The 12,987-nt window shown below is 68.0% G+C and carries 12 protein-coding genes and 1 pseudogene; 12 read left to right on the plus strand and 1 reads right to left on the minus strand.

Annotation, left to right across the window (positions count from 1 at the left end):
* The first annotated feature begins 9 nt into the window (after positions 1 to 9).
* The 9 genes and pseudogenes from groL (at position 10) to RIB98_15775 (ending at position 8,651) form a co-directional block, all read left to right on the plus strand.
* Positions 10 to 1,656: pseudogene (gene groL, locus RIB98_15735) on the plus strand (chaperonin GroEL).
* A 117-nt stretch (positions 1,657 to 1,773) separates the two neighbouring features.
* Positions 1,774 to 2,217 carry a hypothetical protein gene (locus RIB98_15740; protein ID MEQ8842435.1) on the plus strand — a complete coding sequence of 148 codons (444 nt, stop codon included), beginning with the start codon at positions 1,774 to 1,776 and terminating at the stop codon, positions 2,215 to 2,217.
* Positions 2,218 to 2,369: 152 nt separating this feature from the next.
* Positions 2,370 to 4,196 (plus strand): hypothetical protein, encoded by a 1,827-nt coding sequence (locus RIB98_15745; GenBank protein ID MEQ8842436.1) that lies wholly within the window; start codon positions 2,370 to 2,372, stop codon positions 4,194 to 4,196.
* An 18-nt stretch (positions 4,197 to 4,214) separates the two neighbouring features.
* Positions 4,215 to 4,364, plus strand: a complete 150-nt coding sequence (locus RIB98_15750) for a hypothetical protein (GenBank protein MEQ8842437.1) — start codon at positions 4,215 to 4,217, stop codon at positions 4,362 to 4,364.
* A gap of 176 nt (positions 4,365 to 4,540) precedes the next feature.
* The gene (locus RIB98_15755; protein MEQ8842438.1) at positions 4,541 to 5,128 is read left to right on the plus strand and encodes a CoA pyrophosphatase; all 588 of its coding nucleotides are present in this window, start codon (positions 4,541 to 4,543) and stop codon (positions 5,126 to 5,128) included.
* A 27-nt stretch (positions 5,129 to 5,155) separates the two neighbouring features.
* Positions 5,156 to 5,536, plus strand: a complete 381-nt coding sequence (locus tag RIB98_15760; GenBank protein ID MEQ8842439.1) for a hypothetical protein — start codon at positions 5,156 to 5,158, stop codon at positions 5,534 to 5,536.
* Positions 5,537 to 5,598: 62 nt separating this feature from the next.
* On the plus strand, positions 5,599 to 6,468 hold the full coding sequence (locus RIB98_15765; GenBank protein ID MEQ8842440.1) for an IMP dehydrogenase: 870 nt from the start codon (positions 5,599 to 5,601) through the stop codon (positions 6,466 to 6,468).
* Positions 6,465 to 8,033: a glutamine-hydrolyzing GMP synthase gene (gene guaA / locus RIB98_15770; protein MEQ8842441.1), complete on the plus strand. Its 1,569-nt coding sequence runs from the start codon at positions 6,465 to 6,467 to the stop codon at positions 8,031 to 8,033. The genes RIB98_15765 and guaA overlap by 4 nt, the downstream gene beginning before the upstream one ends.
* Before the next feature lie 39 nt (positions 8,034 to 8,072).
* On the plus strand, positions 8,073 to 8,651 hold the full coding sequence (locus RIB98_15775) for a hypothetical protein (GenBank protein MEQ8842442.1): 579 nt from the start codon (positions 8,073 to 8,075) through the stop codon (positions 8,649 to 8,651).
* Between the two features lie 34 nt (positions 8,652 to 8,685).
* Here the strand turns inward: RIB98_15775 and RIB98_15780 are convergent, their stop codons facing one another.
* A complete protein-coding gene (locus tag RIB98_15780) occupies positions 8,686 to 9,618 on the minus strand; it encodes a TIGR03621 family F420-dependent LLM class oxidoreductase (protein MEQ8842443.1) in 933 nt (310 codons plus the stop codon).
* Positions 9,619 to 9,787: 169 nt separating this feature from the next.
* On the opposite strand from RIB98_15780, the gene RIB98_15785 reads away from it, so the two are divergent.
* The 3 genes from RIB98_15785 to pstA all read left to right on the plus strand — a co-directional run bounded on the left by RIB98_15785 (position 9,788) and on the right by pstA (position 12,969).
* Positions 9,788 to 10,891: a substrate-binding domain-containing protein gene (locus RIB98_15785; GenBank protein MEQ8842444.1), complete on the plus strand. Its 1,104-nt coding sequence runs from the start codon at positions 9,788 to 9,790 to the stop codon at positions 10,889 to 10,891.
* Between the two features lie 133 nt (positions 10,892 to 11,024).
* Complete coding sequence (gene pstC, locus RIB98_15790; GenBank protein ID MEQ8842445.1) at positions 11,025 to 11,972, plus strand: phosphate ABC transporter permease subunit PstC; 948 nt, start codon at positions 11,025 to 11,027, stop codon at positions 11,970 to 11,972.
* Position 11,973: 1 nt separating this feature from the next.
* A complete protein-coding gene (gene pstA / locus RIB98_15795) occupies positions 11,974 to 12,969 on the plus strand; it encodes a phosphate ABC transporter permease PstA (protein ID MEQ8842446.1) in 996 nt (331 codons plus the stop codon).
* Positions 12,970 to 12,987 lie beyond the last annotated feature (18 nt).

The raw sequence follows: 12,987 nt of genomic DNA on the forward strand, positions 1-12,987 counted from the left end.
GAGTCATACATGTCCAAAGAACTGAAGTTCAACGACGACGCGCGTCGTCGCCTCGAGGCCGGCGTCAACAAGCTGGCCGACGCGGTCAAGGTCACGCTCGGCCCCAAGGGTCGCAACGTCGTCCTCGACAAGAAGTTCGGCGCGCCGACCATCACCAACGACGGTGTGTCCATCGCTCGTGATATATAGCTCGACGACCACTTCTCGAACATGGGCGCCCAGCTCGTGAAGGAGGTGGCCACCAAGACCAACGACATCGCGGGTGACGGAACCACCACTGCCACGGTGCTCGCCCAGGCGCTCGTGCGTGAGGGTCTGCGCAACGTCGCCGCCGGCGCCAACCCCATGGGCCTCAAGAAGGGCATGGAGAAGGCTGTCGCTGCGGCGGTCGAGGACCTCGCCAAGCAGGCCGTCCAGGTCGACGACAGCAAGGACAAGATCGCTCAGGTCGCGTCCATCTCCGCCGCCGATCCCGCCATCGGCGAGGTCATCGCCGAGGCCATCGACAAGGTCGGCAAGGACGGTGTGCTCACCGTCGAAGAGTCCAACACGTTCGGCATGGATCTCGACTTCGTCGAGGGCATGCAGTTCGACAAGGGCTACCTCTCGCCCTACTTCGTGAGCGACCCCGAGCGTCAGGAAGCGGTGCTCGACGAGCCCTACATCCTGTTCAACCAGGGCAAGATCTCCAACGTCCAGGAGCTGCTCCCCGTCCTCGAGAAGGTCATGCAGTCGGGCAAGCCGTTGCTGATCATCGCCGAGGACATCGAGGGTGAGGCCCTGGCCACGCTGGTGGTCAACAAGATCCGCGGCACCTTCAACTCGGTGTCGGTCAAGGCTCCGGGCTTCGGCGAGCGTCGCAAGGCGATGCTGCAGGACATGGCCATCCTCACCGGTGGCCAGGTCATCGCCGAGGAAGTCGGACTCAAGCTCGACACCGCCGACATGAGCCTGCTGGGCACCGCCCGCAAGGTCGTCGTCACCAAGGACGACACCACCATCATCGAGGGCGGCGGCGACTCCGCCGAGGTCGAGGGCCGGGTCAAGCAGATCAAGGCCGAGATCGACAACACCGATTCCGACTGGGATCGCGAGAAGCTCCAAGAGCGTCTCGCCAAGCTGGCCGGCGGCGTTGCCGTCGTCCAGGTCGGTGCGGCCACCGAGGTGGAGCTCAAGGAGAAGAAGCACCGCATCGAAGACGCCGTCTCGGCCACCCGTGCCGCGATCGAGGAAGGCATCGTCGCCGGTGGCGGCACTGCCCTGCTGCGTTCACGTGCCGCGGTTGCCAAGGTGGAGAAGAAGCTCAAGGGTGACGAGGCCACCGGTGCTCGCATCATCTTCCATGCGCTCGAGGCGCCGGCCAAGCTCATCGCGAGCAACGCCGGTCACGAGGGTGCGGTCATCGTCCAGCGCGTCGAGGATGCCGAGGGTTCCAACGGCTTCAACGCCGCCACCGGCGAGATGGAAGACCTCATCGAGGCCGGTGTCATCGACCCGGTCAAGGTGACCCGTGCGGCGCTGCAGAACGCGGCGTCCATCGCCGGTCTGCTCCTCACCACCGAGGCGCTCATCGCCGACAAGCCCGAGGAAGCCCCGGCCATGCCGATGGGCGGCGGCGACCCGATGGGTGGCATGGGCGGCATGGGCATGATGTAGCCCTTCTGTGAGCTCGAACGGCGCACACGTGCCCATCCAAGCTCACAGAACCGAAATGTAGGGGTGGCCCGGGCGATTGCCCGGGCCGCTCCGGTTTTGTCACTAGGTTCGGCGCTGATGGCATCTCACGGGGGACGGCGGCTGATCCGGGTACCGATCGGGCTGCCGGCGACCCTGGGCGTCCTCGCCGTGCTCTGCCTGTTGGCCCCGTGGGTTCGCAGCGGGAGCGTCGATCGATCCACCATCGACCTGCTGTCGTCGGCGAGCGCGCTCGAGCTGTGGGACGGACGCGACGAGGCGATCGCGCTGGGGGCGTGGTTTCTCCTGCCGGTCCTCGCCGCAGCGGCCGCGCTCGCGGCTGCGTGGGGGCACCGAAGGTTCAGTGCGTGGTGTGTCGTGCCGATAGGACCTCTGATGGCAATGGCATGGCTGGCAGTCGTGTGGTCGCCGTTCGACGCCCGCTGGGGCGCCTGGCTCGGCACGATGACGGGCACGGCGGCGACGACGCTGGCCGGATCACTTCTCTTCACCCGATCGACACAGGCGGCACCCACCTCATGAGCGACGAGACCGGACCGAATCCGAGTCGACCGGCCGCCAACCCGGGCGACGTGCCGTCGGAGTGGTCGCCTCCCGGGGACTCGGTTCCCTCGTTCGCGCATCTTCCGCCACCGCCGGCGCGCCCACTTTCGTCGCTACCGCCACCGCCGCCCGTGACGATCACCGCCGGACCGGCCGAGGCCGAACCCGCGCCCCGTCGTGGATGGATCGGTCGGGGCGCGGCCCTGGCGGCCGCCGTCATGCTCGTCGGCGGCGGCGGTTACCTCGCCGTCAACGCCGGCGCGGCCAATGGTGGCGCAGAGACACCGGAAGGTGCCCTGGACGGGGCGCTCGCCGCGCTGTCGACCGAAGATTTCGTCGGCGCCGCCGAGTTCGTCGAACCGGCCGAGCGCGACACGATGGTCGACGCCGGATTCGACGTGATCGACGAACTGATCCGGCTCGAGGTGTTCGACGAGTCCCTCGATCTCGGCTCGGTCGAGGGCATCGATCTCGAGTTCACCGACGTGGAGATCGACGCGATCGAGGTGCAACCCGGTCTCGCGCACCTCTTCATCACCGGCGGCACCGCGACCACGAGTCTCGACGGCAGCGCCGTTCCCCTCGGGGCGTTGATCACCGACCGAGTCGACGCCGACACGCTGGCGGTGACCGAGCAGTCCACCGAGCAACTGACACGCGCCGAACAACCGATCGTGGCCGTCGAGCGCAATGGCCGCTGGTACCTCAGCCTTTGGTACTCCGTTGCCGAGAACGCCCGTCTCGAGATGGGCGCGCCGCTACCGAATCCCGCGGATCGCCTGGCGGAGATCGGTGCCGCCACCCCCGAGGGAGCGGTCGAGAACTTCGTTCGAGCGACGGAGAGGCTCGACCTCGCCACGATGGTCGGCATGCTGGATCCGCAGGAGATGGCGGTGCTCTACGACTACGGATCGTTGTTCGTCGGCGATGCCCAGGACGCGGCCGACGGCTTCCTCGACTTCGCCGCCGACGAGGGCTGGTCGTGGGAGATCACCGAGCTCGACCTGCGAGCCGACACCGACGGCGACCTGGCCACGGTGGTCATCGAACGTCTCGATGTCGTCGCCGGCGGTCCTGGCGCCTCGTTCGAGATCTCGTACACCGGCGACCGGGTCATCATGTCGTTCGAGGTCGAAGGGGCCGCCGTGGACGTCGTCGCCGAGGGCGATTGTGTGACGGTCTCCGTCGACGAAGGTCGTGGAGTGGAGACCGACGAGACGTGCGCCGGCGACCTCCTCTCGGCGATGGGACTCGGCTCGATCACCTCGCCCGGACTCACGGGGGCGGGCGGTTCCGGGGCGGGGATCATCGTGCGCGAGGTCGACGGCCGCTGGTACCTCTCGCCGATTCGCACCGGATCGGCGCTGGTGGTGCAGAGCCTGCAGGCGCTCGACGCCGAGGCGCTGGCCGAGACCGTGGACTCCCTGACCGAGCTCTTCCGTGACCCCTTCGGCGGTGCCTTCTTCGACGACGAGTTCCTCGACGACGAGTTCCTCTTCGAGATCGACGAATACCCCGTTGACCCTCCCGATGAACTCGACGTCTATCCGGAGTTCTCCGATGAGAACGTCGGCCTGCTCGCCGACGGCCCGGACTTCGTGTTCGTCTACGACCTGGTCGCCGGCGCCCGCGATGAGTTCTGGTCGGTGCAGTTCCCGGACGCAGTACCGCAGGACTTCGACGCCGGCGTCGTCGGGCAGGCGGTGCTCGCCGGGAACCACCATGTGGAGATCGGTGTGCTGCAGGGTCTCGTCTTCGAGACCGACGAGGAGCTGGCCGCGTGGGTCGGCGGGACCACCGTGGTCACCGACGACGGGTTCACCTATGTCGACCATGTCAGTGAATGGGGTATCGAGACGGCCATCGCCCGTACTGACGATGGCATCGCTTTCGTGGCGACGTACAGCGAGTTCCATGAGCTGTCGGTCGATGCACTACGCAACCAGGTCGGCGGCTGAATCAGTACCCTCATCTCCATGGATCGACCACCACCCGACCCCGCGAAGCTGCTGTCCCAGTGGGAGGAGTGGGAGCGCGGTGAGACCCCGCCCGGCCGGGTCATGAGCAACCTCAAGACCGGTGGACTCCCCGACCTCTTGAAGGCGCTGGCCGAGGCGCAGTCCTGAGCGACCCGACCGCGCCGGTCGGGGAGTGGCCGGAGGCCACGGAACCGCTCGCGCCGGTTCCGCCCGGTCGCGGCGGGCCACAGCGCATCCCGCGCCCGGAGGGTGCCGCCCTCGGCGGCCCGCCACCGTGGCACGAGGCGCCGCCCGAGGCGCTGTCGCCCGATCTCGACCGTGTGGTGTCGGCCCTGCAACGCCGGTCGGCGCCCCGGACCCTCGGTGCCGTCCCCGACGATGCCCACGACAGCGCGGTGATGTGTCTGCTCTACGAGGAGGACGGTGAACCCCACGTCGTGCTCACGCGGCGCTCGCCGAAGATGCGCCTCCACGCCCACGAGGTGGCCTTTCCCGGCGGCCGCCGCGACCCCGAGGACCCCGACCTGTGGGCAACAGCCGTGCGCGAGGCCGAGGAGGAGGTGGCGCTCGATGCGTCGACGATCCAACGCGTGGGCTCCCTCGACAGCTTCGTCACCGTGGGCTCGCGCACCCTCGTGACGCCCTTCGTGGCCGTCACCGAGCGTCGCCCTCTACTCGTTCCGTCGCCGGCCGAGGTCGAATCCGTGCGCCACGTGGCCCTGGCGGAGCTGCTGCAGGCCGAGGTGTGGCGAGAGGAGATCTGGCCGCTGCGTCACTTCGGGGCACCGCGGGCGATCACGTTCTTCGAACTCGAGGGCGACACCGTCTGGGGCGCCACAGGCGCCATGCTGCGCCAGCTGCTGGCCATCGCCACCGGCACCGACGACACGATCCGCGGTGGGCCGGGCTGAGGCCACGGAGCGTCGTAGACTCTCCGGGTGCCCGAAATTCGCTTCACCGCCGACACCCATCCCGAGCTCGTGCGCCAGGTCACGGTCTGGCTCGAGTCGACCGAGGGTGAACGCTCGGCGGTCGATGTCGTCGAGGGGAGTGCCGCGCTCACCAAGGATGCGCTGCGCCTGATCGCTGCCGCTGCGCCGGCCCCGTTGGCCGACAGCGAACTGGTGCGAGGCCTGACCGAGCTGGGTCATCGGGCCACCGACGCGAGCCGCGACGCCACGCTCGCCGGGCTCGACGGACTCGCCGCAGTCACCGACGGAACCCTGGTGCGCCGGGTCTCCGAGGGCGGGGCGAAAGCGGCGTACGAGATGAACACGAAGGTCGCCAAACAGCTCCTGAAGTCGATTCTCCGCGGCTAGGCTCCTCTCTTTCCACTCGGGCCCCACCAGGTCGGTGCGGCCCGACGAAGGGTTCGGAACGCGTGGCCGAGATCGAGATCGGGCGAGGCAAGGACGGGCGTCGGGGCATCAGTCTCGACGAGGTTTCGATCGTGCCCACCCGGCGCACCCGTGCGGTCGGCGACGTCGAGTTGTCCTGGAAGATCGACGCCTACAAGTTCGCGTTGCCGTTCCTCGCCGCGGGCATCGAGCGGCCGATCGAGGCCGATGACGCCATCGCCATCGGCCGACTCGGCGGCCTTGCGCTGGTCGACCTCGAGGCGCTCTGGGCCGCTCGTCCCGATGCCGGCGCCCTGCGTGACCACATCGCGCAGATCAAGGCGGCCGACGTGCGCGTGGCCGCCGCGGTCGGTGTCCCCCACGCGGAAGAACTCGCCCCCCACGCCATCTCCGCCGAGGCCGACATCCTGGTGATCCACGATGGCGTCATCTCCGCCGAGGTCGTCACCGCCGACGGCGCCGGTCTCAATCTCAAGACGTTCATCCGCACGCTCGACATCCCGGTCATCGTCGGTGGCTGCGCCAGCTACTCGGCGGCCCTGCATCTGATGCGGACCGGCGCGGCCGGCGTGATCGTGGGTGTCGACCGCAGCGAGCTCGGCATCGGCGTGCCGCTGGCCACTGCGATCGGCGACGTGCGTTCCGCCCGTGTCCGCCATCTCGACGAAACCGGCGTCTACTGCCACCTCATCGCCCGCGGCGACATCCGCTCCGGCGCTGACGCAGCCAGGGCGGTTGCCTGTGGTGCCGACGCCGTCCTCGTCGACTCGTCGGTCCTGATCGGTGCCGACCCGCAGGGCGGCGACATGGTCGAACATCTCCGCGAGTCGATGGCGCTGTGTGGCTACACCGATCTGAAGGCGTTCCAGAAGGCAGAGGTGGTCGTCCGATGAACGATGTGCCGGCGAACCGGGTAGCGCCCGTGGGTGACGAGAAGGTGCTGGTCGTCGACTTCGGGGCGCAGTACGCCCAGCTGATCGCGCGGCGTGTGCGCGAGGCCAACGTCTACAGCGAGATCGTGGCGCCCACCATCACCGCGGCCGAGGTGGCCGAGAAGGAGCCGATCGGCATCATCTTCAGCGGAGGGCCCGACTCGGTCCACGCCGAGGGCGCGATCGCCATCGATCCCGAGGTCTACGGACTCGGCGTGCCGATCCTGGGCATCTGCTACGGCGCCCAGTTGATCGCCCAGCAGAACGGCGGTCTCGTCGACCGCACCGACCGCGGTGAGTATGGCCGCACCACGCTCACGCTCGACGGCGACGGCGGCATTCTGCTCGGCGGCACCCCGGCCACGCAGCCGGTGTGGATGAGTCACTTCGATGCGATCGTCAAACCGCCGACGGGCGTCACCGCCACGGCGTCCACGCCCGACGCGGCCGTCGCCGCGTTCGAAGACGCCGATCGCAAGCTCTACGGCGTGCAGTTCCACCCCGAGGTGATGCACACCGCCCACGGCCAACACGTCATCGAGCAGTTTCTTCGTCACGGGTGCGCGACCAAGGGCACCTGGACCATGGCGTCCATCATCGACACCGCCGTCGAGCAGATCCGCGAACAGGTCGGCGATCGGCGGGCGATGTGTGCGTTGAGCGGTGGCGTCGATTCCGCGGTCGCCGCCGCGGTGGTCCACAAGGCCATCGGTGATCAGCTCACCTGTGTCTTCGTCGACACCGGCCTGATGCGGCTCAACGAGGGCGCCCAGGTCGTCGAGACATTCGAGCGCAACTACGGGCTCGAGCTGATCCACGTCGACGCCGCCGATCGTTTCTTCGCCGCGCTGGCCGGCATCACCGAGCCCGAGGCGAAGCGCAAGGCGATCGGGGAGCTGTTCATCCGGGTGTTCGAGAACGCGAAGGCCCAGGTGAAGGGGGCCGACTTCCTCGTCCAGGGCACCTTGTACCCCGACGTCATCGAATCGGGCAGCGAGCACGCCTCCACTATCAAGAGCCACCACAACGTCGGCGGCCTCCCCGACGACATCGACTTCGAGCTGATCGAGCCGCTGCGCAGCCTGTTCAAGGACGAGGTCCGCCAGGTCGGGCGCGAGCTCGGTCTGCCCGACGAGATCGTCGAGCGCCAGCCCTTCCCCGGCCCCGGTCTCGGCGTGAGGATCATCGGTGAGGTCACGCCCGACAAGGTGGCCACGCTGCAACACGCCGACGCGATCGTGCGCGAAGAACTCAAGATCGCCGGCCTCGAACGCGAGATCTGGCAGTCGTTCGCAGTACTGCCCGACATCCGCAGTGTCGGTGTGATGGGCGACGAACGCACCTACGGCTACCCGATCATCATCCGCGCCGTCACCAGCGAGGACGCAATGACCGCCGACTGGGCCCGTATTCCCTACGATGTGCTCGAGACCATGAGCAGTCGGGTGATCAACGAGGTGCCCGGCGTCAATCGTGTGGCCTACGACATCACGTCGAAGCCGCCCGGCACCATTGAATGGGAATAGAGAGTGGGAATAGCGAGTGGGAGTAGTGGGGCCGGAGACGTGAGAGAAGGGACGGCCCTCTCGCCGGTGGACGCGTACCAGCGGGCCGCTGCGGTCTTCGGCGAGACCATCGCGGCGCTGGCCGACCACGAGTGGGAGGCGCAGACCGGCGATGACTGGACGGTCGTCACGACCGTCGCGTGGGTCGTCGTCGGCGACTCCCACATCGCCACCGCGGTCGCCGGCGAACCCCTGCGGTCGGTGGGCGAGTTCGACGCGGCGGTCCTCGGCACTGCGCCAGTGGCCGCGTGGCGGGGCACCGCGGTCGCCGCCATCGCCGCGTTGCGCGAGCCCGGCGCGATCGACCGGGTGGTGGCGCATCCCGACGGATCGCTGGCCGTCGCCGATCTCGTCGGTCAACGGGTGAGCGAGAACCTGGTGCGGGCGTGGGACATCGGCAAGGCGCTCGGCGCCCCGGTCGAGATTCCCGCCGATCTCGCCGAATGGTGTCTCGACTTCTGGATGAGCCACGCCGACGCGGTGATCGGCGGCGGGGTGTTGCCCGAAACCCCTATCGAACCCCCCGTCGACGCCGACGCCGTCACCCGCCTGCTCGCCCTCACCGGCCGTACCGCCTGACATCCACGAACCGGGTTCGGGCGCGAGAGGGCCGTCAGGTGCCGGTGAGGCGTTCGACGACGGGAGCCATCGTCTCCAGGGCGTCGGCGCTCCACGTGACGTAGGAGATGCCCCAGCGGTCGCGCCAACGCCGGATGTCGTCGCACATCTCGTCGACGGTGCCCACCAGGACATGGGGCATCTCGGCGGCCTCGGTCGGGGTGAGGGCGAAGCCCGGCGCCATCGATTCGATGAGGGCGGCCCGATCGTCGCTCGGCAGTACGAAGTGAATGCGGGTCTGGAGCTCGAGCGAGTCGAACCGTGCGCCGGCAGCGTCGCGAATGGCGGCGACCTTCTCGTCGGTGCGGGTCGGTGACCCCGATGCCCCGGCCGCGGCATCGATCGTGCCGGACGCCAGCGAGAGGTTGATGCCGACGATGTCGGCTTCTCGCCCGGCGAGGCCGAGCACCTTCGGCCCGCCACCGGCGATCATCAGCGGCGGGTGGGGGCGCTGTACCGGCGCAGGCAGACCGTCGAGTCCGACGACCGAGTAGTGCGTGCCGGTGTGGGAGAACTCCCCGTCGGCGAAGCAGCGCTTCATCACCGTGATCGATTCGGCCAGCCGCTCGATCCTGATTCCGGGCCCGTGGAGAGGGAAGCCGGCCTTCTCGTAGTCGGTGACCTTCCAGCCGGCGCCGATGCCCCACTCGAGGCGGCCTCGTGACAACACATCGAGCGTGGCCAGTTCCTTGGCCAGCACCACGGGATTGCGGAAGTCGTTGGCCAGCACGAGGGTGGCCAGGCGGATGGTCTCGGTGGCCATCGCCGCGGCGGTCAGCGAGATCAGCGGCGCGCAGCCGTCGTCGAGATGGTCACTGATCGCGAGGGTGTCGTAGCCGGCGGCTTCCGCCCGCCGGGCGAGGGCGACGACGTCGTGGGGGTCGGTCAGGGCGCCGGCGGACACGCCGAAGCGCAGTGGATGCGTCATGGTCCGGCCACGCTAGTGCGACCGATGTCACCCGGTTCCGACCGTTCGAGAACCGTTTACTCCGTGTTCATCTCGTTGGGGTTTGCGGGTCACGCCCCGTCCGTAGCTTTCACTCCTGGCAAACAGGCGTACAAGTGGTACGTCGATCCATACCTGGAGGAATTCTTCCGTGACTATTTCGAAGCGCGTGGCTTGGCTGCTCGCAATTCTCCTGTCGTTCTCGCTGGTCGCCGCGGCCTGCGGCGACGATGACGACACCGACACCAGCGCCGAGGACACCGACACCGGTTCCGAGGACACCGGCGACACAGCCGATGAGGACACCGACACCGGCTCCGAGGACACCGGCGACATGGCCGATGAGGACACCGGTGACATGGCCGACCTGTCCGGTGAGATCTTCATCTCCGGCTCCTCGACCGTCGAGCCCATCTCCGTTCGCGTGCAGGAGATGTTCAACGACATCTATCCCGACGTGAACATCGCGGTCGACGGTCCCGGCACCGGCGACGGTTTCGCGTTGTTCTGCGACGGCGAAACCGACATCTCCGATGCCTCGCGAGCCATCAAGGAAGAGGAAGCGGCCACCTGTGAAGCGAACGGCATCAACTATGTCGAGCTGCAGGTCGGCATCGACGGCCTGGCCGTCATGACCAACGCGGCCAATGACGCCGTCGAGTGTGTCTCGTTCGCCGACCTCTACGCCCTCACCGGTCCGGAGTCGACGGGGTTCGCCTCGTGGTCCGATGCCAACGAGCTCTCGGCCGAACTCGGTGGCGACGGTGCGCTTCCCGACGCACCGCTGGACATCTTCGGTCCCGGCGAAGAGTCGGGAACCTATGACACCTTCGTCGAGTTCGTCGTCGACGAGTTCAACGAGGACCGTGGTCAGGAGAGCGAGACCCGCCCCGACTACAACCCCTCGGGCGACGACAACGTGATCGTCAGCGGTATCACCGGCAGCGACACCAGCCTCGGCTGGGTCGGCTTCGCCTTCGCCGACAGCGCGAGCGACGTGAGGCTCCTCGAGGTCGACAACGGCGAGTCCGGGTGTGTTGCTCCCACGGCCGAGACCATCGCCTCGGGTGAGTACCCGCTGAGCCGTCCGCTGTTCATCTACGTCAACGCCGACAAGGCCGCCGAGAGCGACGCGCTCACCGCCTACGTCGACTTCTACATGGCAGACGGCCTCGACACCGCCGTGGCCGAGGTCGACTATGTCGCCCTCTCCGACGACGCCAAGGCCGAGACCCGGGCCAACTGGGCCGGCTGATCCCCCAATCGCACGGCCGGCAGCGGTCGCGCTCCCAATCGGGATCGCGGCCGCTGCCGGGGTGCGGACCCGGGTACCGCCTCGCTGCGGTGCCGCTGTCCTCGTTCTTCTTCGACCACTAGGTTCAATCTCGATGACTGCCACCGCCGGCACCGATCACCCCATCGTCAGCCTCGAAGCTCTCGCCGGGGCACCGCGACGGGCACGACGAGAGTCGATCATCGGCCTTGCCCTCCAAGGGGCCGCGATGTTCTCGGTCGTCGTCTCCCTTCTGATCATCTACGCCCTCCTCTCCGAGGCGTGGGTCTTCATGCGAGAGGTCGACTGGGCGGTCACGTGGGGCCAGATCGGCTGGTTCCCCCGTCGCGGCATCTACGACATGCCGACGCTGCTGATCGCCAGTCTCTGGACCACGCTGATCGCCATGCTCGTCGCCACGCCGCTCGGGCTCGGTGCGGCCGTGTATCTCTCGGAGTACGCCCGACCCGGCACCCGCAAGATCCTCAAGCCCATCCTCGAGGTGCTCGCCGGCATCCCCAGCGTGGTGCTCGGGTTCTTCGCCCTTCTCTGGATCGCTCCCAACATCGTGGGCAACATCGGCGGCGAGGCCGGTCGCGGCTCGATCATGGCCGCCGGCATCGGCGTCGGGATCCTCACCATTCCCCTCGTCGCGTCGATTTCCGAGGACGCGATGGCGGCCGTTCCTTCGGCACTACGTGAGGCGTCGGCCGGCATGGGTGCCCGCAAGGTCACGACCACGTTGCGGGTGGTGCTCCCGGCCGCCATCTCCGGCCTGGTCGCCGCGCTCATCGTTGCCGTGTCCCGAGCACTCGGCGAGACGATGGTGGTCTTCATGGCCGGCGGCGCAGCCGACGCCGCCATCTTCACCGACTCGCCGTACGACGGCAGTCTCACGATGACGGCGGCGATGGCCTCGCTCGCGTCGGGCACCGACTCCGTGGTCGGCGAGGCGCTCACCTTCCAGTCACTGTTCTTCGTCGGCCTCGTGCTCTTCCTGATCACGCTGCTGCTCAACACCCTGGGCAACCGCGTGGTCGCCCGCATCCGTGAGGAGTACTGACATGGCCGTCACCACCATCGGCGGCCAAGCCCGCCGCCAGGGCGAGAAGATCGCCGCCGACGCGCTGACCGGTCGCCGGGTCGACATCTGGGGACGTGCGTTCGAGTCGTTGATCGCCCTTGCCCTCTTCATCTCCCTCCTGATTCTCGGGGTGCTGCTCGTCGACGTGCTCAGCGACGGCTGGAACCAGCTCTCGTCTCGCCTCGGGGCGTTCCTCAACGGCACGCTGCGATCGCGCTCCGAGGACGGGCAGCTCGGCGTCCATCAGGGCATCTACGGCTCGTTCTGGATCGGCGTGATGGTCGCCGTCATCGCTTTTCCGATGGGTGTCGCGGCGGCGCTGTACCTCGAGGAGTACGCGACCAGGGGTCGCTTCACGAACGTGATCCAGCTCGCCATCCGCAACCTCGCCGGAGTGCCGTCGGTGGTCTACGGCCTGCTCGGGCTGTTCCTCTTCGTGCAGAGCAACACCCTCTTCGGCTTCATCGGACTCGGTTGGTTGGTCGATCTCACCGGCGGCTCGACCGTCGTCTCGGCCGGGCTCACGCTTGCCGTACTCGTCCTCCCCATCGTGATCATCACCGCCCAGGAGGCGATCCGGGCGGTGCCGTCGGGGCTCAAGGAAGGGGCCTACGGCCTCGGGTCGACGAAGTCGGAGATGATCCGCAGCCAGGTGCTGCCCTATGCCGCCCCCGGCATACTCACCGGCACACTGCTCGCGATGTCGCGTGCCATCGGTGAGGCGGCGCCGCTGATCCTCGTCGGTGCCATCAGCGGCGGGCTCACCCGCAATCCCGGGATGCTCGACACCTCGGGCCTCACCGAGAAGTTCACGGCCCTGCCCATCGTCATCGTGACCTGGGTCCAACAACGGGGTCGTGATGAAGGGTTCGGCACCGCCGCCGCTGCCGCGATCGTGGTATTGCTGGTTCTGGTCCTGGTGTTGAACCTCGCGGCGATCTTGCTCCGCAACCGATTCGAGAAACGACGTGGATGAGACCCGAGACCTGTCAGA

The sequence above is a fragment of the Acidimicrobiales bacterium genome (assembly GCA_040219515.1).
In the GTDB taxonomy this organism is placed as follows: domain Bacteria; phylum Actinomycetota; class Acidimicrobiia; order Acidimicrobiales; family Aldehydirespiratoraceae; genus JAJRXC01.